Source organism: Fluviicola sp. (assembly GCF_039596355.1).
In the GTDB taxonomy this organism is placed as follows: Bacteria; Bacteroidota; Bacteroidia; order Flavobacteriales_D; family Crocinitomicaceae; genus Fluviicola.
Genome location: NZ_JBCNJW010000003.1, coordinates 412,639 through 437,240 on the forward strand (window position 1 = coordinate 412,639; position 24,602 = coordinate 437,240).

Below are 24,602 nucleotides of genomic sequence, written 5' to 3' on the forward strand. Positions count from 1 at the left end.
TCTTGTCCGCTGAAATGAAACTACAAATTTAAGCTTTGTTTTTTCTGGTTTTTAATTTGTCGTAAAACTGCCGGATCGCATCAAAGGCTTTCCGGTCCCAAATATAAAGCGCCGCGAAACCTGAAACGATGTACGCGATGATAAAAACACCTTTGATCAGCACATTGACATAAGCAATCTCCGTCTGGATCAGCAGGTACAAGATGTACAAACCGAAGGAAAATCCGCAGAGACTCAGTGCAAGTGCTATTTTGTAGGGAATGTAATAACTTTTCTGGGCGGCAAAATACACGTATACCGGAATCACCAGGTTTCCGAAAATCATGCTGAACGCTGTTCCCGTTTTTCCGAAAAGGGGAGTGAGTCCAAGCAGCAAACCGGTGGTTACGACGGCAGACAATAAAACAGCAATAGCCAATGGCTTGTTGTTTTTCACGATTCCGTTCCCAATCTCCAAAATGTACACGTAGCTGTAAATAGTTGAATTGAACGATAGCAATCCGGCAACGAGGTAGGCGCTGTAATAATCCGGAGTGGTGAACACCACGAGCAGTTCATAGGCAAACAATGCAACCGACAGCGCAATGAAATTGGCAATAATCGTGTAAGCCGTTAGTACGGTGCTGTATACGTTTTTCGCATTCTCGTTTTGAATAATTGAATAGGCAAACGGCCCCCAGGCCATCTGAAACGAGCTGGTAAAGAGCGTAACCGCGGAAGAAATCGTTAATCCGAGCTGGAAGATTCCCACTTCTTTCAGGTTGTAGAAATAATCGAGGATAAAGGTGGATGAACTGTTGATGATCCAGAAAGCAACCGAAGTCGGAATCATCGGAAGGGCAAAACGGAGCATTTCCTTGAGTCGTTGGATGGACAGATACCGAATGCTGATCCAGGATTTCAACAGGAAAATGCAGTAAATGCTTGCAAGTGAATTCGCAATCACGACTGCGTAAAACACACCGATCACTCCTGATTGTTCGAGCAGGACGAAATAAATCGTCAAACCGATGGTGAGCAGGGAGTAGAGTAAACTGAAAACCACTGTGTGGATTGCTTTTCGCTGCATGCGAAGCCAGTTCTGGACAATGATCGGTAAAACCCCTGTAAATACGCTGAGTGCCGAAACAATGAACAGGTTGGAATCGCTGGTGTGGAGCAGACGGTGGCTGAGGAAACCCGAAAGCCCGATAATTCCGGCACAAACAACCGTTGTGAAAGACAATTGAAACCAGAACCAGCTGGCAATGGTTTTTTTCCGATCTTCTTCTTCGGTCGTGTCGTAATACCAGCGCGCAGCTGAATTGTCCAGCGCGAAAACCACCAGGATTCCGACGAAAAAGAAAAAGGAGTTGATGATGTTGATCGTCCCGTAATCCGACGGTTCAAAGACATTGGTGTAGAGCGGAACCAGGAAAATCCCGATGAATTTGGTAATAATCCCGCTGATGCCGTAAATGGCACTTTCTCCGACTAATTGTTTCAGCAAAGACCTCATACGACAGCTTGTTTAAAAACAGGAAGCAAAGCGGCTGCAATGCGGTCCGAATCGTGATAAGTCTCTGCGTATTTCCGGCTCTTGATACCTGTTTCGTTTCGCAAGTGCGGATCAGACAACAAACGGATGAGGTTTTCCTTCAGGTTCTCCGGATTGGTATTGACAATCGGGCAGTCTGCCGGTAACCCGAGTTCAAACAATTCGGGCAGGAGGTAACACATGGCAGGTTTCCCGAAAGCCATTGCCTCACAGGAAGCCATCCCGTAGCCGCCGATCACAATCTGGTCGAGGAAAATATCGGCAGTCCGGATTTCGTTCAACACCTCGTTTCGCGACATTCCCGTCAGATACACAAAATCAAAGTCGTAGCTTTCTGCTAACTCTGCAATGACCTGTTCGATATACGGTGTTCCTTTGGCAATCGGGGCCGAAGGAGAATGCACGATTTTGGGACGTTTGTTCGAAACATCCGGGAAAGCGGGAGTGAAATGCTCCAGGTTGATGCGCTGAAAAAGTGTTGTCGGCGAAGCAAACAAGTCTTCCCGCACATAGAGTTTCATTTCAGGAGCCGAAAGAACCTTCGCTCCGTAGTTGGAAAATTTGACCTGAACGGTGTTTTTCCGGCCGGATGATTCCAGGTTTTTATATTCGTAGCCCTTGTCGAATGTGTCATCGAACCACGGATTGATTTTTCGCAGTTTTTCCGGGTCACGGATATCACTCCCAACCCATTCGATGAAAATCGGCTTGCCGAGTGAACGGGCAAATGCCAGGTCTTCTTCTTCCAGCAAGCTGTCCCACAGGTAATAAATCACATCGGCCTCGCGAATCAATTTTTTGATCCGGCGCTTGTAAGTGAGTTTGTGAATGAGAAAGGAAAAAGGCTTGCTTTTGGGAACATAGAGCGGAATGTACACGCCGAATTCGTTGTCCGTGACATACGGATGTCGGGAGGTGGTGATGTACGTTGCGTTCACCTGCTCCAATTTGTTCAAAGAAGTAGCCAATGTGGAGTGAAAAGATGCAACGTTGTTTATCAGCAGAATGTTCATCGATCACTTTTTTTAGCCGGATTTCCATACCACACTTCATTTTCTCCCACAGGCTGCAGCAAGACGCTTCCCATACCGATCAAGGCATTGGAGCCGATCGTCAGGCCGTTTTTGATGGTTGATCCGGCGCCTACATAAACCTGTCTTTCCAGGATTACGTTCCCGGCAACCAGCACGTTTCCGCAAATAATGCTTCCACTCCCGATGTGCGTATCGTGATGGATGGTTGCGTTGGCAAGGATCATCACATGATCTTCAATGACCACGTTGGGACCGATTGAAACGCCGGCAGAGATAAAGACATTTTTCCCGATTGATGCGTATTTCGAAACAACCGCACTGGGATGAATGACGGTTTCCCAGGTCGTATTTTCCCCGAGTTCGGAAATGACTTGTAACCGGTTCCGGTAAGATGCCGTGCTTCCATGCACAGCAATCAATCGATCAGAATCATTTTGAAATGCACTGCGGGCAAGAATCGGAATCCCCTGAAAGTGCTGACCAATGTGTTCCGGGTTGTCTGACAGGAATAGGATGTTTTCCGTCTCGCTGAGACAATCCAGTACCTCCAAACCCGATCCGCTGTATGGAAAAATGGCCAGTTTATGCATGCAAAACCTGTTTCAAAGTGTCACAAATTCGCTGAACATCCGATTCATTCAGACGTTCATACAAAGGCAGGACCAATCCTTTTTGATTGGCTTTGAAGGCATTCGGAAAGAGCTTTTCGCTGTTCAAACCGTATTTTTCCTGGTAGAATGTTTCGTTGGGCATGCATTGCGCCCCCAGGTTCACACCGATTCCGTGTTCTTTCAAAATGCCGATCAGGGCATCCCGGCTGGTGTTTTCCGGAACCAGTACGTGGAACGACTGCCAGGTATGTGTATGTCCTTCCGGAACATGAGGTAATCTCAATTCTGACTGTTGAAGTGCTGAAAAATAGACTTCAGCCAGTGTTTGTTTATATGATAAGATGTCGTTGAAGCGCTGAAACTGGCTTAGAACCAGTGCTGCCTGAATATCAGTCATGCGGTAATTGAACCCGGCGGAAACAAAATTCATTTTTCCATCCTGGTATTCGATCCCGTGATTGCGTAAAATCCGCAATTGGCGTGCGGTTTCGTAGTCATTGGTGACAATCAGCCCGCCCTCGCCGGAAGTAATGGCTTTTCGGGGATGAAAAGAAAACGAACCGATGTGTCCGCTCGTTCCTGCAAAAACCGCTGCTTGTTTTGCCCCGAGTGCACAAGCGGCATCTTCGATGATAACCAACCCGTACTTTTGAGCAATCCGGTTGATTTCAATCATGTTGCAGGCCAGCCCGAACTCGTGAACGGGAATAATCGCTTTGGTTTTAGACGTGATTTGTTGTTCGATCAACTGCGGATCGATATTGAAACTGCCTGCTTCCACATCCACAAAAACGGGTGTTGCGCCAACCAGTTCCACCACATTTGCGGTGGCAATGTAGGAAAGAGCAGGAACGATGACTTCGTCGCCCGGGCCAATCCCCGACACCAGGAGTGCCAGGTGCAATGTTGCCGTTCCATTGGAAACTGCAATGGCGTGTTTGACTCCGAGATAAGCGGCGATTTGCTGCTCCAAAGCTTCTACTTTCTTTCCCTGGATCAACATTCCCGACTGCAGGACTTCAGTCACCGAGTCGATATCCTCCTGGCGGATATCCGGAATCATTAAGGGAATGAAAGTCTTCGTTTCCATGACTAAAGCGATTTGAAGTATTCCGCCGTGCGGATAATTCCTTCTTCCAGGTCTATTTGCGCTTTGAAACCAAGCACTTCTTCGGTTTTTTTCACCGAAGGAATCCGCAGTTCAATGTCTGCCGAAAGCTGGTCGCGGAATTTGATTTGCGATTTGGAATTCAATACCCGGCACACGGTCTGAGCAAGTCCAAGCGTTGTGATAACTGCTCTTGCATTCCCCAGGTTGAAACTTTCTCCGATGGCTTTCGGATTTTCAAGACAACGCATCAGGCAGTCTACAAAATCGTCTACATAACACCATGCGCGGATTTGGCTTCCGTCTCCGTTGATGAAAATATCTTCGTCTTTCAATGCTCTTTTGATGAAAATCTGCATCGCTCCTTCACCGGTTTGTCCCGGTCCGTAAACGTTAAAAGGTCTCACGGTAACTGTTGGGAGCTGGTATTGCGCATGATAAGCGTGCGTTAAATGCTCGCCTGCCAGTTTGCTGACTGCGTAAGTCCAGCGTGCTTCTCCGGCAGAACCGGCAACCGTTTCATCGGTTTCACTGGATTTGAACGCCATGGAACCGAAGATTTCCGAAGTGGAAAAATCGATGAACCGGTCGCTTACCTGGTTGATGCGCGCAGCTTCAAGGGCGTTTGCCGTTCCGATCATATTCACGGTCATGGTTTTTACCGGATCTTTGATCACCGTGTCAATTCCGGCAATTCCTGCGGCATGAACCACAATTTCAGCGCCTTTCATGGAGTTTGTCAATGCTTCTTTATCGAGTACATCCCCTTTGATAATCGTCAGATTGGGATGATTTGCAAAAGCACTGCTGCTGATCGTATCCCTGTGAAAATTGTCGAACACAACAATTGTATTTTCTTCAATCAGGTTTGAAATAAGCGTATTGGCAATAAATCCGGCACCTCCGGTAATAAAAATTCGTTTGTTTCTTATCATTTTTTCGCGTAGAAAGTTGTCCCGGCCCGATTCCTGTGAATCTGGCTGATTCAAGATACCAAATTAAATAAAAATCCGCACTTTATATTGTGGAATTATTAATTCGGAATGCAGACCAGGTCTGTTTGGTAGTTCAGGCTGAGGATCGTTTTCAGGTCGCTGATCCCTTCTTTTGTACTTATTTTGTAGTTATAGCCTGATATTCTGTTCAAAGCAGTTTCGATTTCCCCGTTTTGGGCCAGGATGTTTTCAACGCTGTATTCAAAAATGAGAATCGGTCTGAAACGCTGAATTGTTTCCCAGGCTCCTGCTAAAACTTCCAGTTCGAAGCCCTCCACATCGATTTTTATGAAATCAATCCGTGGAATGGCCTGCTCGGAAACAAACTCGTCGAGTGAAACTACCGGAACGGAAATACTGTTTTGTGGATCGTTTGTCATGCGGAATCCACCGCTGTTCGATGGACTGTGCTGCGTCATGTGCAGCATTCCCTTTTGACTGCTCAATCCGAGGTTGAACGCCTGAACCGCCAAATCCGGGTTCAAACGGATGTTGGATTCCAGCTTGTGAAAGGTGAGGGGATAAGGTTCAAAAGCATAAACGGCCGGATTCAATCCTTTGGCTTTTTGAGTGCGCGACATATTGAAAGCTGTCTGCCCGATGTTTGCCCCGATGTCGAGGATGATTTCTGATTGTTCGAGGTAGTTCAGCACATGTTCGCTCGAATCGGTTTTGCAATAGAAATAAACCAGCCATTCCTGGTAATCGGAAATGTCGAGTTTGTAGGAAATCCCGTTTCGTTTTGCCTCCCGGATGCTTCCAGACGGATAATCGGTGTTTTCAGGAACGAACTTGTATACCCAGGATTGTGCCTGCGCAAGTCGGATGAGAACCAGGAGAATCGCTTCCGAAAACCGGTTACGAAAGAGCAGTTTTTTCATTCAGAGGAGCGTTTTTTTTCGGGTTATTTTCGGTGATTCGATGAAACACGAAGAGTAAAAAGAAAGGAATGAGCGGTGCTTTTAAGCGAACCAATACTCCAAATAGTCCCGAAGTGAAGCCGACAAAAAATGCCATGATCAGGCAGGAAAACAGGCAGATGATGAAAAAAATCCGCGATTCTTCTTCCATGCGCGGGGCAAGTTTATCCCGCTTTTGAAACAATTTCAGGGTAAAATAGAGGAGTACAAGACTTTCCAATCCGTTTACCAACATGAAAAAACCGCTGGCCTCCCAGATAAAGGGGCGGTAAATAGCGGTGAGGATCGCTACCGGAGTGGTTTTGATCATGCTCGAAGTCGTAAATTCGGAAATCCCGAGGTCGTAGCGTTTCCCGGTATACCCCTGGTTTTGCTGGAAATCGTTGTAAATCACTTCCGCCGTTGAAACCAGGTTTTGAGTTGAAAGTTCTTCAAACGTACTGGAGTAGCGGGAATAGGCAAAAATCACCAGGAAAATGATTCCGACCCCGATGGTTCGTGTGATGAACTTCACAATAAACGAAGCCGAGCGGTTGAAGTAGAAGATAAAGGTCACGATGAACGGAATCAGAATGGAGATCAATACGAAAGACCGCGTTGCCCCGATAATGTATGCCGACAAAATGATCCACACGACGTGGGTGACTTTCAGTCCTTTCAATGCTTTGATGAGGTTCATGAGCAAAATCAGGCTGGCGCAGTAAACCACGGTGTCTTTGAGAAGTCCTGAACACCAGAATCCAACGGTGGGAATGAACAGCACGGCAATCGCTACGTACCCAACCCGGATCGTTAGAAACGAGCGTACAAACAGGAAGAAACGCCAGGTGATGAGGGTTGAAATAAACGAAAAAATGAGGTTGAGTGCCAGGTAGCTTTTGAAGGTGAAAAATGCGAAGAAACTGGCAAGTTTACAGATAAACCAGGAATTAGGTTCCTTGTAAATCCAGATAGGAGGAATCCCTGTTCGGGAATTGTAATAAGACGGAATGTAATCACCCGACGGGCCGGAAATCAGTTCGTGCAAGTAGCTGGATGGATCTTCCATTGCCAAATCTTTCAGGCATTCTGCGCCCTGGTAATACGCGGTTGTATCACCACTTCCGTAGGTGTAAACATAGAACGTGGCGAAGGCAATTCCCAGGAACATTTTCCAAAAGAAATGCGGCATGAAGTATTTGTAATCCGGGTTCTGGTGATTTCTCAGGTAAATGCCGATGGTGATAATCGTGAATACGATCAGCCAGGCGCTAGTGAACACGTAGTCGTTGAAGGTAAATGCGAAATATTTATACCCCGTACTCATTGATGATGATAAGGTTCGTTCCGCAAAATGGTCATGCCCCGGTATAACTGTTCAATGAAAAACAAACGGATCATCTGGTGGGAAAAAGTCATTTGTGAAAGTGAGATTTTTCCGCTGGCACGCTGGTATACCGCATCACTGAAACCGTAAGGTCCGCCGACCACGAAAAAAAGTTGTTTCCCGCCCCGGTTGAACTGTTCCTGGAGGTAATTGGCAAAACCCACGGAAGAAAATTCTTTTCCGCGTTCATCGAGCAGAATCAGGGTGTCGGAATTTCCTACTTTTTCAAGAATCAATTCGCCTTCCTTTTGTTTGATCTGTGCTTCGGACAAATTTTTCGCCTGCTTGATATCGGGAATGATCTGCATTTGAAAGGAAATATAGTGACGCAGCCGCTTCAAATATTCCTGTTCACCTTCTTCCAGAAACTTTTTTCCGGTTTTACCGATACAAAGTAGTGTTACCTGCATGCGACGAATATACGAAAATTGTAGATTGGCCTGCTTGATTCTTTTGTTTAGGGCGGTCTTTCGCTGTTTTAATCTATAAAAACAGTAGAATTTTGAACCTTCTCCGGATTTAGGCATTATATTTGTTGCAGCGGGTTCAAATAATAATTGAATTATGGGTTTTGTTTTATCATTGATTGCTTCCTTCGTTTTGTCAATTCATACTGTATTGGATGCCAATTTTGCTGCTGTGGAACAGGCGTTTAACAGAGAGGATGCCGCAAAGGTTGTATCGTACGGAAAAGATAAACTATTACTACAAATCCAGGGAAAAGAAGGGGTGTATGCGCAGTCGCAGGCCACTCAATTACTGAAAGACTTTTTCAACCGCAAGCCGGTTTCCAGTTTCCGTTTTACCTTCAAGGGAAAAGAAAGCGATGATTCGCCGCTCACTACCGGGATCTATACGTCGAAGGATGAATCTTTCCGCGTAACCATCAAGTGGAAACACATCGGTGCTGATTTAAAGATCGAATCGCTCTCCATAGAGTAAATTCAAAATAGCATGAATGCAAAATGCAAAAGCTTGTTGATTTAATTCACAGGCTCTTTTTGAATTTTGCATTTTGAATTACCTTTACAACTATGTTTGATGAAATCGTAAAAAACGCATTGCAGGAAGATTTGGGTGACGGTGATCACTCTTCATTGGCCTGTATCCCTGAAAATGCATCCGGAATTGCAAAATTGCTGGTAAAAGATACCGGAGTTTTGGCGGGGGTGGAAGTTGCCAAAAAAGTATGTGAATTGGTTGATCCGCAGCTGGTATTCGAAGAATTACTTCCTGACGGAACCTGGGTGAAACCCGGAGACATTGCTTTTTACCTGAAAGGGAGCGCGCGTTCTATTTTGGCGGCCGAACGTACGTTGCTGAATTTCATGCAGCGCATGTCCGGAATTGCGACCGAAACCAAAACATATGTCGATTTACTGAAAGGCACTCAAACAAACCTGCTCGATACCCGGAAAACAACTCCCGGAGTGCGTTACATGGAGAAATGGGCCGTGCGCATCGGTGGGGGAATGAACCATCGTTTTGCGTTGTACGACATGATTATGTTGAAAGACAATCACGTGGATTTTGCAGGTGGGATCAAACAAGCCATTCAGCGTACGCAGGAATACCTGAAAACGACCGGGAAATCCCTGAAAGTTGAAATCGAGGTACGCAATATTGCGGAATTACAACAGGTGCTCGAAACCGGGATGGTGGATCGCATCATGCTGGACAATTTCACGCCTGAACTACTGCAGGAAGCCATTCAACTCATCGACAAACGCTATGAAACAGAAGCTTCCGGGGGTATTACGAAAGAAACAATCCGCTCGTTTGCAGAGACAGGTGTCGATTTCATCTCTGTTGGTGCGTTGACGCATAGCTTCAAAAGCCTGGACATGAGCCTGAAAGCGACTTTCTAAAGTTGTTCAATATAAAGAGATTTCAGGGCTTAGCGCTCTTTGCTTCTTTGAGTTTCATAAGAGGATATTTGTAAACGCAAGGATAACCCCCTTAATTTCATACTTGTTTGAGTGGAGTGGCTATTTGACGCGCCACTTTTTTGTTGTGGAATACAACCTCAATCCAGGTCGATCAGCATCATACAGATATCATCCAGCTGTTCCTCGCGTCCCATCCATTTGAAAATTCCCTGCTCGATATTCTGAAGGTGTTGCGCAGGATTCGGATCGTATTCTTCCAAAACCAGTTTCTTGAGTCCCGGAGTTTTTAGTTTTTTGCCGTTTACACCTCCGAATTGATCCACGCAGCCATCCGAAAACAGCAAAATACGCTGATTTTCCCGGTATGGAATCTCGTGCGATTCAAAAGCCAGGCTGGATTCTGATTTTCCAACAGGGCGTTTGGTCGGCGGAATCACCTCAATTTCCTCTTTGCTGAAAATCCACAAGGGGTTATTCGCCCCGCAGAAACGCATAATCCGCTTTTCGGAGTGGTAGCAAACCACCGAAATGTCCATCCCGTCGGAGAGTTCCTGGCCGTTGGTGAGCAGGTAATTTTGCAGGTAGGTATTCACCCGGTCGAGTAAATCTGCCGGATCAGCATCTTCGAGCATCCGCGCCGATTCGTTCAATGCGTTGGTGCACAAGACACTCATCATGGCTCCGGGCACACCGTGTCCCGTACAATCGGCAACCGCTACAAATTTCCAGATTTCATCTCCGATACGGATGCGTTTGATCCAGTAAAAATCGCCGGCAACAATGTCTTTCGGGTGATAACACACGTGCAGGTTCGGAATGAGATCTTTGTAGTATGAACCGCTTGGAAGCAGGGCATTCTGGATCCGTTTTGCGTAGAGAATACTGCTGGTGATTTCTTCGTTTTTCTGTTCCAGTTCGTTGCGTTGTTCAATGACTTCGCGGGTGCGGAGTTCCACTTCCGATTCCAGCTGGGTGTTGAGTGATTGTTTGAGTTCGTTTGCTTCTGCCAGAACCGCAATGGAAGCATCGTTCATGAGTTTGAAACGCAGGAGAATCCCGAAAGTCAGAATGATCATTTCTACCGCAAAACCAATCTGAAGCCCGTTATCTGCCAGGAAACTGTTCGGAATGACCCCGAAATTGCGCAATACAAACGCAAATACGGAGATTTGAAGCACTGAAAACGCCAGGAGGTAGGATCGGGCAGTTCGGGAGCCTGTGCGCAAGGTGACGATCAGCGGATAAATAATGAAGAGGTTTAGAAACAAGGTCAGCGCATTGACCGCAACGGCCGAGATATTCATAAAAACTGTTCCCGGAATGAGGCTGATAACGCAGTTCAGGAGCAGGGCAACCTGGATAATCGTTACATACGGTTTGATTCGTGGCGTATTGACTGCCAGTTCGAGGTAACGGTACGTGAAATTCAGGAAGAAAAAAACACCCAGCGAAGCCAGGAACGGATTGGCCCGGTTGGAAATGAAATACTGATCCGTCCACAGCCAGGTTGTTCCGAATCCGAGCAGGGACAACTGAAGCAGGGTGAAGCTAATGCCGTAAAAGGTGTAGATGTAGGCAATTCGCTGCCGGAAAAGTATCCCGAGTGACAAGTTCAGGATAATCACGAAGATCATGATCCCGAACAGTAATCCGTAGAATACTTGTTTATGCCCGTGTTTGATCTCGATGGAAGAACCTTTTTCGAGGGAACTTTGAAAATAAAACTGCTCCCCGCCGTTGTTGACGCGGAAAAGAAACCCGTTGGTGCTGTGCGGATCGATTTTCAGCGGGAAAATAAGTTCCCGGTTTCCGTTATAGCGCCAGGCAAACGGACGCTGATCACCGCTTTTTGCAACCGGAATAAACGTGCTGTTCCCGATTCGCTTGTAAACATCTACTTCATCAATGATCGGGTTGCTGAGTTTCAGCATGCGGATGAGCCTGGAACCGGAAGTATTTCGCGTTTCAAAATAGAACCACACGTCTTTCGTCTCGAAGCCCAGGTTCACCATGCGTGAATGAATCGGCTTGAACTGGTTTAACTGTTGTTTGACAGACTGCAGATCGGATTTTCCGGTCGGAGCAATGAAATATTTCAGCTGGGAACCATCGATTTTAATGAAGTCATCCTGCGGAGATACGAAAATCTGCCCGTATGAAACAAGTCCTGTTAACAGGAAGAAGAACGCAAGCAGATAGTTTTTAGTCATAGAATTTCAGTCCGATGAATAATCGGTTAATTACGTATAAAAGCGCTAACCGGATTTCTTAGAGAAGTAAAAGTACGATGAATAACAATAGTATTGGGTTGTTCATTTTGAAAGTTCCTGATTTTTATCATGTAAGTTGCTGTATATCAGTATTTTTGTTTGATTTGATTGAATTGTTTTTTTAGGTGATTCGCGGGAGAGGAACAGGAATAAGATGATTCCAGTAATGAATATCAAAGCATGCGGTAAATAGATATGATACCAGAACAGGGTTTTGAGTACGTTTTTCTGACCATTTTTTCGGAAGGAAGTATACCAGCTTTTAGTGATTTGGAGTGGAGAAATAGGAAGGGTTTGATCTCTGAAATATGCTTCAATTTCTTGAATCCGGTCAAAATAGGCGGATTGAAAACTTTTCCAGGAGGCTTCCAGAAACCAAAATATCAGTGATGCAAATGCCGCTATCAAAAAAATAGAATAAACCTGATTGGTAAATGCGATTCCGAATGCCGTAAAGCTGAATGTGACACTCCATGTTTTGATGGTCAATGCTTTTCCATCAAAGCCTTCCAGTGTGGATTGCAAGTGAAGGTATTCAGAGGAAAGAAGTGCGTGTTTTTTTTCATCCATGTGATGTGGTTTTATATTGGTGAAATATAACACTTTTAGTGATTTTCAAGTCACGTATATGTTTATGCGGAGTCGTTTGTGAAATCAGCGGAATCTGCTGGCAAATAAAATGCTTACCTGGATTTAGTTGTCCAGAAGATCATTGTCTTCGTCCTTGTTTTTCCTGAACGGATTGAAGAAATACGAAAGTCCGGTGATGGCAAGCCCTGCAATGATGATTTGAGAAGCGTACTTGATGTACATCGTCTGGAACATAAAACCGATAAAAATGATCGCCGATCCGACCCAGAACAGGAGATTGAAGTCTTCCCATTTGTCTTCAGGCAAAAAGCGGAATTGAAGCAGACTGAGCACCAATCCCAGTCCTCCGAAAAAGTAAAAACCGGTTTTGACTGCCGAGATATAACCAAAAGTATTCTGTGTATACAGCAACACGGCACAGGTAATTCCCAAAAGATAGGAGACGTTGGCAATACTTTTTAGTTGTTTAGCAGTCATGCATCTATAACTCAGAAGTTTCGTAAAAGGTACAAATATCTTCGCAAAAAGGTTCTAACCGGGCGTGTTTTCCGGCAGAAAAGATGAGTTTCTGGCATTTCGGAAGGCTTTCAGCGATTCTGCGGATTGCCTGGAGCACCAAAGGATCTTTACACATCAGTTCTGTGCTGTCGATAATCACGAGGCTCAATTGGTTGATGTGAAATCCGTTTTGATTATACAGTTCCAGCATGCGTTTCGGGTTGCCGATGAGGATTTCGGTTCCGTCAAAGATGGCGTTGCGCTGTTCGATGATTTTTCCTTTGTCGTCTGCGATTTCAACCGTAACATCTGACCGTTTCATGAGGTGGTGGAATGCTTTTACGCGTTCGCGTGCCAGATCCGGGGAAGCCGTAAACCACAAAACTCGCGGAGATCCTTCCAGCATTTCCGGAGCCCGCATGAAAGAAATGAAGTTCAGTCCGTTGATCAGATCCTCGTCGGTAGAGGTGTACACCAGGTGATTTCTTCCTTGCTTGGCAAGTTTGATTAATTTTTCCTGTTTTTCGGTATAGCTTTCGATGCCGAGTTCTACCAGTGTATTTTCCAGTCGTGTGTTTAATTCTTCAAACTTCATACTGCAAAATAAGGCAATTTATTTTGTTTTGGGGCGGGTGAGGGTGAAGACTCCGTCTTTTATCCGGTAATCCCACCCGGTGATGGAGGTGAAAAAATGGACGTAACGCTGAAATAAAATTGCTCTCCGGTTGGATTGATGGTCATTTTCCGAAACGGGTGTAAACTCGATGTTCTTGCAATAAGGGGTTTGCTGAATGAAGTCCAGAACGATGTATACTACTGTCGCCATGACTTTGTACACGTCTCCGGTATTCATGGTTTGATACTCGTCCTGATCCTGGTTTTTGAGGCTGAGATCAACAATGTAATCTGTCCGCTGTTTGTTTTTCTGAACAAACTGCACGCTGTATTCGTCACCAAGCGAATTGGTAAAACTGTATTCCCTAATTCCGATAAAAGCCGGTTTCAGAAACGGATACGGATCGGCGAGCGTAACACGTTGGTTCATAGAAGTGAAAATACAAAAAAGCGTTCAATCGGATGGTTTTGAAGCGGGGATTTGTATTGAATTGCCTGATTGGAAAAGCAATCGGTTGTGTTCTTTTGACAGGTGGGGTAGAAATAAAAAATCCCCCGGCTGAGCCAAGGGGATTTTTTATATATAAGTTGAATCTGTTATTAGTAAACTACCACTCGGTGAGTAGATTTAGCTGTTCCCTGAACGGCATTCAGGATGTAGCATCCTTGAGCAACATTCATCGGGATATTTACAGTCTGAGTACCTGAAGAAGCAGGAACCTCAGTTGTAGAAACGATTGCACCTTTCAAATCCATCACGATCAGTTTCATTCCGATTTCGCTGTTAGGAACTTCGATTGTCAAATCAGAACCTGAAGCAACCGGGTTTGGAGCGATAGATACAGAAGAAGTGAATCCGTTATCTTCGATTCCCAGAGTTCCGGAAATATTGAAGTTGTCGATGTACAGGTTTGAAGAGTAATCAGAAGCTGTAAATTCGAACTTGAACTTCGTTTTGTTGTCTGAAGCGTTTGCCGTGTAGTTGAAGCTTGCAGTTTTCCACTGAAGGTCGTTGTTTGGAGTGTAATCCGAATTTCCAACGTATCCTGCAGTTACCAAAGCAGCACCAGTCAAAGAAAGACGCTGAGTCCATGTTTTTCCACAATCTTTAGAAGAGTAAACAACCAATTTCTCCGTAATGTCAGCACTTGCAGTTGCTTTTGTACCGTATGCGTAATCAAAAGAGATGCTTACGTTAGAAGTACTTCTCAAGTCAATAGCCGGGGAAATCAAGTAATCTTTAGAGTTTCCAAGACGGTCATTATAGAACCAATCTTCTGTAAATGCCATTGCAGAGCTGATGTCTTTGAAGTTGTTCAGTTTGAAACATCCTGTGTTTCCACGACCTCCTGTTGCAACGCGGTTGAAAGAAGCGTCGTTGTTTTCAGGGTTGAAAGAAATCCAGAAGTTTGCGTTTTGGTTGAAATCTTCTACTCTAGGACCAGTGATTTCAGCCCAGTCTCCCTGGATGTAAACCATGTTGTTTACTGTTTTAGTATCAGATCCTGCAGAGTTTGTAACAGTCAATGATACATTGTACCATCCTGGTGCGCTGTAAGTTACGCTTGGATTCTGAGAGGTAGATGTTGCAGGAGATCCGCCAGGGAAGTTCCATGACCAGGAAGTGATTCCTGCTTTCCATGAAGCATCTTTGAATGCGATCGGGTCACCAACACAAGCAGTCATTACGTTTGCGTTAGCTCCGGTGTTTCCGGAAGTTCCGTTAGCATCCATGTAGAAATCAGCTGTAGGAATACATGTTACAGGAGTCAATGAACTTGTTCCTGTTTCAGTCAGGTTATCCGCTGTGTACAGGTTGTTACGTCCGCTGGTTTCCTGATCCAGTACATTGTTCATGAACTCAGTCTGGTGTTTGGTAAACATCGTAGAACAGTAAGAATAGTCCATGAAGTTTTGTGCGTTGTCTTTTACGTCGAAATGCCAGTAACCGTTTACAGTATCAACTTCCTGACACGTGTTTGCATTCAGGTTACAAGATGTCATACCCTGACAGTTCGGAGTATCGTCGATACCGTCATCTTCACCACAGTTAGCAGCCAGACCCGGATCGTTTGTATTTCCCCATGGGTGAGACAAACCTAACCAGTGACCGATTTCGTGTGTCAATGCACGGGAATGCAGTGGGCTACTTGTTCCGATGCTTCCTACATAGTCATGCAAGATGATTACACCGTCTCTCCAGAAACCTGTTCCGGTAACACCTGTAGGGTAGTATGCGTAACCTGCAACTCCCTGAGAACCGATTGTTTTTACCAACCAGATATTCAGATACTTGTCTCTGTCCCACTGATTTAGTTTGGAGTAATCATCTCCCTGATTCGTCATGTGGCTGTAAATGTGCTCGATTCCGTTGGTACAGTTTCCGTAAGGATCCAACGTTGCAAGGCGGAATTCGAGGAATGCATCTCCGATGATCGTGTCGAAAGGAGTTACAACGACTGCCGTATCTGAATTCAGTTTTTGGTAATCTCTGTTCAGAATAGCCATCTGATCCTGAATTTGCTGATCTGTTACGTTTTCAGATCCATATTCGTGAACGATGTGGAAAACGATTGGAATCACGCGGATTGTTGTTGCTTTCCCGCGAATCATTCGTGTTTCTTTATATCTGTTCAATAGTTTTTTGTAATCCTGCTCTAATCCCGGATTTTCAGCGTATAATTTTTGAATTTGTGCACTTGACCCACAACTGAGATGAGTTTCCTGGGCAAAAGAATTCCCAGTCGAAATCACACCAATTAAAGAAAATACACCCAAAAGTAAATTTTTGCGCATGTTTAACAATTTAATAGATTCAACATTGTTTTTCAACTTATTTGTACGTTTTACCTTGATAAAGACGCACTTGCGGACGTTTTGAATCGGAGGGCTTTTTTGGCTTTGTTACTTAATTAATGTGTTTTAAGTCAGGTAGTTAAAAACCGCTTAAAGACACGAAGCCACTCGTTTTCATTCGTTCACAACGGGTAAATATAATTCAATTATTTTTAACACTAAGATTAAATAAAGATTCATTTAGTGAAGTGTGTTTGATGCTGATTGAACGGTTTCTTATCCGTTAATCGTTTCGAAATGAGCTTTTTTGATAAGCCTCGATATCCAGCAGGAAATCAATGTTTTCTTCGATTTTATTACCGATCACAATCACGTTTGCGCCCGCATTTTTAAAGGCTTCGATTTGCTCCACGGAACGGATGCCGCCGCCAACAATGACCGGAGTATCAATTTTTTTCTTGAGTTCTTCGATAAGCCGGGGAGGAACGGAATGCAGGGCACCGCTTCCGGCATCGAAATAGGTGAGTTTTTGTCCCATCAGGTATCCGGCAATCCCCGTTTTCAGGGAAATACTGTTGTTTTCTCTCGGAATGGGAGTCGTCTGGCTGACATATGCCACGGATGTCATCTTGCCGCCGTCGATCAGTAAATAGGAGGTAGGGATCACTTCAATCTTCATTTCCAGGACTTCTTCTGCACAGGAAACGTGGTGTCCGATCAGGAAATCCGGGTTTCTTCCCGAAAGCAGGTTCAGGAATAAAAGTGCATCTGCCTGCTCGGATAACTGGTTTCCGGAGCCGGGGAAAAGCACAACGGGAATCACGGAATGCGCCTTCACAAACGATACCACGGTTTCAATTTCTTTGCGTGTCACGGTGCTTCCCCCGATGAAAAAGAAATCAATAGCCGCAAACTCCGCTTTTTTGATGAGTTCCGAAAGATGTTCTTCGTTTTTTGTTTTCTCGGGATCGATCAGCAAGGCCAGTTGGCCCGTTTTGGAATGTATTTTAGCTAGAATGTTCATGAATCAGTTTTCCTTTACCCGCATTGAAAGATATTAAAATATTCCGGAAACGCGTTGACTGAAGTTCGTATTCGTAGATCCCGTCTGTTTTCAGGATGCTGCCGTACAAGGTTCCGTTTTTCCGGTAAACGAGAATGTCTTTCTGGAAAAGCAGTTGTTTGCGGTCGGAAAGCTTGTACAAACACTCTTTCAGAGACCAAAGAGTCGACATGTCGGTTTCGTCTTCCTGATTGAAGAATGCTTTTTCCTCTTCGGTGATGAAGCGGGCAGAAAGTTTGATGGATTTCTCCCGGATTTCCTCGATATCCACACCGATTAAATGCTCTGAACACACTGCTACAGCTACGTATGAACTGGTATGAGACAGGGAAATAAACCCGACTCCTTCGATAAAGGGAGCGCCGGTGGAATCGTAAGCAATGTTTTTGGAACCGAAAATGTGGTGTTTCAGGTACCTGGACGCAGCATATTCGAGTTGTTTTCCCGGATTGCGGATCGTTTCAATTTTCAATTGCTCCTGGGCTGTGAAGTCCGATTGATAGTATTCAAAGCGCGAAAAATCGATTTCCATTAAATAAATAGAAACCGCATTTAAATTAATAATTGAAATCTCCGGCATCCTGCAAAGGTATGTCAGAAATCGGATAAAACGATTCCGCGCGGTTTAATATTGCATCACAATTCCTTAAAAATAAAGGCTTTTGGCGCTTCCAAAAGTTAATAAAGAGTTAACGGGCGTTAATTTGTTACAAAACAGAAAAGTTTTTTAGGAAATGTTAACAAATCGAAAATTACTATATTTACACGCTTTGTTACAATAAAAATGATGTAAAATTAAACTGTACTTATGTTACGTAAACTCAACTTGTTATTTGCAAGTATCTTGTTGACAGTGACTTATGGATTTTCCCAGTCAGGTTTGGGAACCATCCGTGGTAGCGTTATCGACAAGGACAGCAAAGAGGCTATATACGATTGTATCGTAGTCATCAAGCAAAATGGAACAGTTAAGGGGAACACTACCACCGATATGGATGGGAAATTCCAGCTTAACTCGTTGACGCCAGGTTCCTACGACGTTGAGATCAGTAATCCGGGAGAGGGCTATCAGCCGACAGCGATTAAAGGAGTTGTCATCAACGCTGACCGTATCACCTTCCTGGACAATACTGCTCTCGGACTTCCTACCAGTGCGAAGGAAATCGAGGAAGTTGTCGTTGTGGCCTACAAGGTTCCATTGATTAATAAAGATGGAGGTCCGTCAGGAGCTACTGTTACCCGGGAGGACATCTCCCGAATGCCTACCCGTTCTGCAGCAGGTGTTGCAAGTACTGTAGGTGGGGTACAGACAGATGAAGGAAGTGGAGACATTTCCGTTCGTGGTTCCCGTTCGGATGGTACTTACTTCTTTATCGATGGTATCAAAGTTCGTGGGTCTTCTAACCTGCCAAAATCCTCTATCGAAGAGGTATCCGTTATTACCGGAGGTTTGCCAGCAAACTACGGTGACGTAACCGGAGGTATTATCGCAGTAACAACCCGTGGTCCGTCTGCTAAGTATTTCGGATCGCTTGAAGGAGTAACTTCCGGATTCTACTTTAAAGGGAAAGATCCGAACGGTTACGACGGAAAAGTAATCGGGTTGGATAAATACGGATACAACCTGGTTGAAGGGTTGCTTTCCGGACCGCTGTTGATGAGAAAAGACTCTACAGGAAAGAAAACGAAACCAATCTTAGGATTCCTGCTTTCTGTGAACTATACCAATGAATTGGATAGTCGCCCGTTGAACGGAGGAAGCTGGAGAATTAAAAAAGAAGCAAGAGATTACTTGTTGGAAAACCCGGTTAGAGCGAGCTCTACAGGAAACGGTACTTTCAGTAATGCAAACTATTTGCGTGCAAGTGATTTCGAGAAAACAGCATGGAGAATGAACGCAGCGCGTTCTACACTTTCTGCTTCTGCTAAAATTGACGTGAATACAGGACCATCCGTGAACTTAACATTCGGTGGATCCCTGAACTATTCTTACGGAAGTAACTACGATTACAACAACTCCCTGTTGAACTTTACAAACTACGGAGTATACAACCAGTTGGATTACCGTGTATACGGACGCTTTACTCAGCGTTTCTCCAACAACAAAGAAGGATCCAGCTCCAAAGTGAAGTCTGCATTCTACTCGTTGATGGTTGACTACTCTAAAACGAAAGTTGAATCTTATGACAAAAAACATAAGTACGACTTGTTCAGCTACGGACACGTAGGTAAATTCACCAGAAATTACCGTACAACGTATGAGTTCGATCAGAAAGATGGTAACTACTACCAAACTGCTGTTCCGCAAGAATACCTGGTACAGTTCCAGGCATCTCAGTCAAATGCTGCATTGGCTTCAATTACTCAAAACTACTTTGACCTTTATGCAAACGATCCTACAGGACACTATGAAACATTGCTTCAGGTGAGTGCAGGTCGTGCATTGAGAAACGGTGATATCCCTACAAACGTTTACGGTATCTGGTACAATCTCGGTACACCAAACAACTCATTCGGGAAACAGGAATTGGATCAGTTCCGTATCACAGGTTCCGGATCTGTTAACGTTGGTGACCACTCTATTTCCTTAGGATTTGAGTACGAACAGCGTTGGGACAGAGGCTGGGGAAGCGGTGACAACGGTCCGATCGGTTTGTGGTCATTGGCACGTTTGTACGCAAACAGCCACTTGACAGAGTTGGATAAATCCAATCCGCACGTCGTAAACTTCGGTTCATACCAGCAATACAGCTACGACCGTTTGAATACAGGTTACGCTTACACATCCGGAACAGGACAATACGGAGGTCAGGAGAACAATGACCAGCAGTCATTCTTCGATTACAACCTGCGTCAGAAATTAGGATTGAATCCTGCAGGAACTGATTACGTGGTAATCGACCAGTACGATCCAAGCACATTCTCTTTGGATATGTTCTCTGCAGATGAGTTGTTCAACCAGGGTAGCAACTACATCAGCTACTACGGTTACGACCACACAGGGAAAAAAGTAAAAGGAAATACAGACATCAACAAGTACTTCAACGAATTTGATGCAAACGGAAACTACAAACGTTTCATCGGTGCATTCCAGCCGGTATACATCGCTGGTTACATCATGGATAAGTTTGCGTTCAAGGATATCGTATTCAACGTTGGGGTTCGTGTAGACGTATTTGACGCTAACCAGCCGGTATTGAAAGATAAGTACCTGGTGTATACGGCAAACAATGTACAGGAAGCACGTTCTTTGATCTCAGGAGATCCTACGAAATATGCAAACATGGTGATCCCTTCTTCGATGGGTGATGATTATGTAGTATATGTAGACGATGTGAACAATCCTACAAAAATCAACGGATTCCGTAACGGAGACCAGTGGTACGATGCGAACGGTATTCCGATCGAAGATCCGAAACTGATCCGTGGTGTTGCAGGGATCTCTCCTTGGTTGAAAAATCCTTCTGCAGCTACAAACTCCAAAGTGAGTGCAGATGCATTCCAGGATTACAAGCCACAGATCAACGTGATGCCTCGTATCGCATTCTCGTTCCCGATTTCAGACGAAGCTTCGTTCTTTGCTCACTATGACATCTTGACAAAACGCCCTACAACAGGTGTGCGTTTTAACCCGATCGATTACCAGTTCATCGAAGCACGTACAAATACGATTAACAACCCGAACCTGAAGCCTGAGCAGACGATCGATTACGAGATCGGATTCCAGCAGGTATTGACTAAAACATCTTCCCTGAAGATTTCAGCATTCTACCGTGAGCAGCGTAACAATGTTCAGTTGATGAACGTGTTTGAAGCTTACCCGAATACGTATCGTACATATGGTAACCGTGACTTTGGTACAGTGAAAGGATTGACGGTTTCTTATGACTTGCGTAGAACAGGTAACGTTCGTATGACAGCTGCTTATACTTTGCAGTTTGCTGATGGTACAGGTTCCGATGCAACTTCTGCTGCAACCTTGTTGACAGGTCTTCAGACAGCAGGTTTGCCAAACTTGAGAAGTGTATTCCCTTATTCATATGACCAGCGTCATAACTTCGCAATCACATTCGACTACCGTTACGGTGAAGGTGCTGATTACAACGGACCAATGATCGGTGATGCGAAAATTTTGGAGAACACAGGTTTGAACTTGATTACAAACATTTACTCAGGATCGCCTTATACTTCTCAGACAGGTATTACAGGAGACGCTTTGTTGAGCCCGAATACTTCCGGTATTACTGGTACAGTTAACGGATCTCGTTTGCCTTGGCAATACCGTTTGGATCTTCAGTTAGACCGTATGTTCCCAATTGATTTTGGAAAAGAAGGCAAAAAGAAATCAACTTATTTGCAAGTTTATTTACGTGTTACCAACCTTTTCAATACAATGAACGTTCTGGGTGTTTATAGAGCAACTGGTAACTGGAATGATGATGGATATTTGGCTGCAGCTCAATACCAGACTTCCATTCAGAACCAATTGGATGAGCAGTCTTTCAGAGATTACTATGCAATGAAAGTGGCAAATCCATACAACATCAGTGCACCAAGAACAATTCGCTTAGGAGTTAAGTTTGATTTCTAAGAAAGAAAAAAATTAAAGTATGAGACGAACATTTAAATACTTATCACTCGCAATTACGATGTGTTTCGTTGGTCAGGCCAGCGCATACAATCATGATTTTGAGAAAAGTGGGAAGTCGGGAGGAAAACCGAAGCCCACGGTAACGACAAAGGCCGCAAACTGTGCGCCTGCGAATTACCGTCTGACAATGGACTTTAATGACGTAAGCTGCCAGCTGGAAACGGGAGGGCTTTTGTTCCTTGACCGTGCAAATAACCTGGCTACGTATACAGTTCCAAAGAAAAAAGGAAGTGAAACTGCAGTAACAACAATTTATGCAGGTGCACTTTGGATGGGGGGAACCGACGTGAACGGTCAGCTGAAACTGGCTGCTGTGAAGTTCCGCCAGGATGGAAATGATTTTTGGCCTGGTCCGTTGACAGTAAACTTCGGAACAGGAAACTACGATCCATCCGTTCCGCAGGGAGATACTGCACGCCGTGATTACGGAGCAGGAACAATCGACCCGGATCAGTGTTTGTTGTATGACAACATTTTCACGATCTCCAAAGCGGGAGTTATTTCATTCATTACGTACAACGAATGTACAACCGGAGACTGTCCGGCGCCGAGCAATGAGACCATGGCTCAGATCAACGCGTGGCCAGGAAACGGTGACATCGGTCGTGGACAAGACCAGTTTTTGGCTCCATTCTATGATAATGACAATGACATGGTTTACGAACCGGAAGATGGAGATTACCCTTGGTATGATGACATCTTAGGTCGTGATGATGTTCAGTGTGGTTCTGACCGTCGTGTAACCTTGTTTGGTGACCAGACTTACTGGTGGGTTTTCAACGATAAAGGAAACATCCACACAGAATCTCAGGGTGAACCGATCGGGATGGAAATCCACGCACAAGCTTTCGCGTTCGCTACGGATGACGAAATCAACAAAATGACGTTCTACAACTACGAGTTGATCAACCGTGGTACACAAACATTGTACAATACGTACTTCTCTCAGTACATCGATGCCGATTTAGGAAACTACAACGATGACTATGCTGGTTGTGACGTAACTCGTGGATTGAGCTACATGTACAACGGTGACTTGAATGATGAGCCGAACTCCGGTCGTCCAGGTTTCGGACAAAACCCTCCTGCAATCGGTGTTGACTTCTTCGAAGGTCCTTACCAGGATGCTGATGGAGTAGATAACCCGGGACCAGTTGTTGACTCAATGGGTCAGTGGAACATCCCTACAGTGGCAAATGCAATCGCGAACAAAGGGATTGTATACAAAGGTTTGGGAATCGGTTACGGTGACGGAATCGCGGATAACGAGCGTTACGGGATGCGTAACTTTACCATCTATACAGGAACAAACGCTCCTGCAGGACAATCAGATCCAAGCACAACTGCTCAGTTTTACAACTACATGCAAGGTTTGTGGCAGTTTGGAGATCAGCTTTACTATGGTGGAACAGGTTTCCCTGGAGCACCATGTGTAGGTAGCATCAAAACAAACTACATGTTCCCGGCAGATTCCGATACCCTGCACTGGGCTACAGCCGGAACAAACCCAGGATTTAACTGGTCAGAGTTTGAACCATGTGGAACAGGTTCTACATCCAACCCTTCCGGTGACCGTCGTTTCGTGCAGTCAGCAGGACCATTCACCCTTCGTCCGGGAGCGGTAAACAACATTACTGTTGGTATCGTTTACGCAAGAAGCTACGAAGGACAGATCTTCTCTTCAGTGAACGCATTGAAATCTGCCGATACAAAAGCTCAGGCATTGTTTGATAACTGTTTCCGTATCCTGGAGCCGCCAAGTGCACCGGTGATGACGATCCAGGAATTGGGTAATGAGCTGATCATTATGTTGGATAACCCTGCAAACTCGAATAACTTCAATGAGAAGTATACCGAAGAGGATATCATCAATATCGTGGATCCAACCGGAGCTGGCGATACACTGCCGAACGGTAACCCGATCATTTACGATAAATTCTACCGTTTTGAAGGATACCAGATTTTCCAATTGAAAGACGCATCTGTTGGTGTAACAGATTTGGATGATCAGACAGTAGCTCGTTTGGTTGCTCAGTGTGACATTAAAAACGGAGTGAAGCGTTTGGTGAACTTTGAATTCGACGAGGAATTAGGATACTCATTCCCGGTTGAAAAAGTAAAAGGAGCCGATGAAGGGATCAAGCATACGTTCCGTGTTACGGAAGACTTGTTTGCTTCCGGTGACCGTAAACTGGTGAACTTCAAGACATATTACTATATCGCAGTAGCATATGGTTACAACAACTACAAAACGTACGATCCGACTGAAGCAAACAGCTTAGACGGACAGAAAAAACCGTACTTGCGTTCCCGTATCAATGCAGATGGATCTACATTGTCAGGAATCCCTGCAATCCCGCACAACATTTCACCTGAATTGGGTGGATCTCAGGCGAATTCTTCTTACGGACAAACTCCTCGCATCACGCGTTTGGACGGAACCGGAAACGGAGGTCGTGAGTTGCAGTTGACAACGGCATCAGAGAATGCGATTGTATCCAACGGATTCTTAGGCGAATTGGAATACGACTACAACGGGGGCCCGATCAACGTCAAAGTAATCGACCCGCTGAACGTGGTAGGAGGATACTTCCGTTGTGAATTCCGCGACTATACAGGTGTATCCGGAAACGGAACAGCAGCAGCAGAGTACAAAGG

The 24,602-nt window shown here is 44.9% G+C and carries 19 protein-coding genes and 1 pseudogene; 4 read left to right on the top strand and 16 right to left on the bottom strand.

Annotated elements, in window-relative coordinates:
* Nucleotides 1-28 precede the first annotated feature (28 nt).
* The 8 genes from ABDV94_RS09835 to rlmH all read right to left on the bottom strand — a co-directional run bounded on the left by ABDV94_RS09835 (nucleotide 29) and on the right by rlmH (nucleotide 7,981).
* Nucleotides 29-1,498: an oligosaccharide flippase family protein gene (locus tag ABDV94_RS09835; RefSeq protein ID WP_343606951.1), complete on the bottom strand. Its 1,470-nt coding sequence runs from the start codon at nucleotides 1,496-1,498 to the stop codon at nucleotides 29-31.
* Nucleotides 1,495-2,550 carry a glycosyltransferase gene (locus tag ABDV94_RS09840; RefSeq protein ID WP_343606953.1) on the bottom strand — a complete coding sequence of 352 codons (1,056 nt, stop codon included), beginning with the start codon at nucleotides 2,548-2,550 and terminating at the stop codon, nucleotides 1,495-1,497. The genes ABDV94_RS09835 and ABDV94_RS09840 overlap by 4 nt, the downstream gene beginning before the upstream one ends.
* Nucleotides 2,547-3,161 carry a NeuD/PglB/VioB family sugar acetyltransferase gene (locus ABDV94_RS09845; protein WP_343606955.1) on the bottom strand — a complete coding sequence of 205 codons (615 nt, stop codon included), beginning with the start codon at nucleotides 3,159-3,161 and terminating at the stop codon, nucleotides 2,547-2,549. Before ABDV94_RS09845 ends, ABDV94_RS09840 begins: the two co-directional genes overlap by 4 nt.
* Entirely contained in the window at nucleotides 3,154-4,272 is a 1,119-nt protein-coding gene (locus ABDV94_RS09850; protein ID WP_343606957.1) for a DegT/DnrJ/EryC1/StrS family aminotransferase, read from the bottom strand. The genes ABDV94_RS09845 and ABDV94_RS09850 overlap by 8 nt, the downstream gene beginning before the upstream one ends.
* 2 nt (nucleotides 4,273-4,274) lie before the next feature.
* On the bottom strand, nucleotides 4,275-5,225 hold the full coding sequence (locus ABDV94_RS09855; protein WP_343606958.1) for an NAD-dependent epimerase/dehydratase family protein: 951 nt from the start codon (nucleotides 5,223-5,225) through the stop codon (nucleotides 4,275-4,277).
* Nucleotides 5,226-5,323: 98 nt separating this feature from the next.
* Entirely contained in the window at nucleotides 5,324-6,166 is an 843-nt protein-coding gene (locus tag ABDV94_RS09860; protein ID WP_343606960.1) for an FkbM family methyltransferase, read from the bottom strand.
* Nucleotides 6,144-7,511 carry a hypothetical protein gene (locus tag ABDV94_RS09865; protein ID WP_343606962.1) on the bottom strand — a complete coding sequence of 456 codons (1,368 nt, stop codon included), beginning with the start codon at nucleotides 7,509-7,511 and terminating at the stop codon, nucleotides 6,144-6,146. Before ABDV94_RS09865 ends, ABDV94_RS09860 begins: the two co-directional genes overlap by 23 nt.
* Nucleotides 7,508-7,981 (bottom strand): 23S rRNA (pseudouridine(1915)-N(3))-methyltransferase RlmH, encoded by a 474-nt coding sequence (gene rlmH / locus ABDV94_RS09870; RefSeq protein ID WP_343606964.1) that lies wholly within the window; start codon nucleotides 7,979-7,981, stop codon nucleotides 7,508-7,510. The genes ABDV94_RS09865 and rlmH overlap by 4 nt, the downstream gene beginning before the upstream one ends.
* Nucleotides 7,982-8,135: 154 nt before the next feature.
* Here rlmH and ABDV94_RS09875 point away from each other — a divergent pair, with 154 nt between their 5' ends.
* Both ABDV94_RS09875 and nadC read left to right on the top strand, forming a co-directional pair.
* Entirely contained in the window at nucleotides 8,136-8,513 is a 378-nt protein-coding gene (locus tag ABDV94_RS09875) for a DUF4783 domain-containing protein (RefSeq protein WP_343606966.1), read from the top strand.
* Between the two features lie 92 nt (nucleotides 8,514-8,605).
* The gene (gene nadC / locus ABDV94_RS09880) at nucleotides 8,606-9,439 is read left to right on the top strand and encodes a carboxylating nicotinate-nucleotide diphosphorylase (RefSeq protein ID WP_343606967.1); all 834 of its coding nucleotides are present in this window, start codon (nucleotides 8,606-8,608) and stop codon (nucleotides 9,437-9,439) included.
* 158 nt (nucleotides 9,440-9,597) lie between these two features.
* On the opposite strand, the gene ABDV94_RS09885 is transcribed toward nadC, so the two are convergent.
* The 8 genes from ABDV94_RS09885 to ABDV94_RS09920 form a co-directional block, all read right to left on the bottom strand.
* Nucleotides 9,598-11,670, bottom strand: coding sequence for a 7TM diverse intracellular signaling domain-containing protein (locus ABDV94_RS09885; RefSeq protein ID WP_343606969.1), 2,073 nt, complete (start codon nucleotides 11,668-11,670; stop codon nucleotides 9,598-9,600).
* A gap of 102 nt (nucleotides 11,671-11,772) precedes the next feature.
* Nucleotides 11,773-12,300 carry a hypothetical protein gene (locus ABDV94_RS09890; RefSeq protein ID WP_343606971.1) on the bottom strand — a complete coding sequence of 176 codons (528 nt, stop codon included), beginning with the start codon at nucleotides 12,298-12,300 and terminating at the stop codon, nucleotides 11,773-11,775.
* Between the two features lie 123 nt (nucleotides 12,301-12,423).
* Nucleotides 12,424-12,798, bottom strand: a complete 375-nt coding sequence (locus ABDV94_RS09895; RefSeq protein ID WP_343606973.1) for a hypothetical protein — start codon at nucleotides 12,796-12,798, stop codon at nucleotides 12,424-12,426.
* A gap of 4 nt (nucleotides 12,799-12,802) precedes the next feature.
* A complete protein-coding gene (locus ABDV94_RS09900; protein WP_343606975.1) occupies nucleotides 12,803-13,414 on the bottom strand; it encodes a DEAD/DEAH box helicase in 612 nt (203 codons plus the stop codon).
* An 18-nt stretch (nucleotides 13,415-13,432) separates the two neighbouring features.
* A complete protein-coding gene (locus ABDV94_RS09905) occupies nucleotides 13,433-13,864 on the bottom strand; it encodes a hypothetical protein (RefSeq protein WP_343606977.1) in 432 nt (143 codons plus the stop codon).
* Between the two features lie 170 nt (nucleotides 13,865-14,034).
* A complete protein-coding gene (locus tag ABDV94_RS09910) occupies nucleotides 14,035-16,230 on the bottom strand; it encodes a M43 family zinc metalloprotease (RefSeq protein WP_343606979.1) in 2,196 nt (731 codons plus the stop codon).
* A 283-nt stretch (nucleotides 16,231-16,513) separates the two neighbouring features.
* Complete coding sequence (locus tag ABDV94_RS09915) at nucleotides 16,514-17,254, bottom strand: geranylgeranylglyceryl/heptaprenylglyceryl phosphate synthase (RefSeq protein WP_343606981.1); 741 nt, start codon at nucleotides 17,252-17,254, stop codon at nucleotides 16,514-16,516.
* The gene (locus ABDV94_RS09920; RefSeq protein WP_343606983.1) at nucleotides 17,238-17,825 is read right to left on the bottom strand and encodes a 4'-phosphopantetheinyl transferase superfamily protein; all 588 of its coding nucleotides are present in this window, start codon (nucleotides 17,823-17,825) and stop codon (nucleotides 17,238-17,240) included. Before ABDV94_RS09920 ends, ABDV94_RS09915 begins: the two co-directional genes overlap by 17 nt.
* Before the next feature lie 276 nt (nucleotides 17,826-18,101).
* On the opposite strand from ABDV94_RS09920, the gene ABDV94_RS09925 reads away from it, so the two are divergent.
* Together ABDV94_RS09925 and ABDV94_RS09930 are read left to right on the top strand one after the other, a co-directional pair.
* Nucleotides 18,102-21,884, top strand: a complete 3,783-nt coding sequence (locus ABDV94_RS09925; protein WP_343606984.1) for a carboxypeptidase regulatory-like domain-containing protein — start codon at nucleotides 18,102-18,104, stop codon at nucleotides 21,882-21,884.
* Between the two features lie 19 nt (nucleotides 21,885-21,903).
* A pseudogene (locus ABDV94_RS09930) lies at nucleotides 21,904-24,602 on the top strand (T9SS C-terminal target domain-containing protein); the annotation flags it as partial.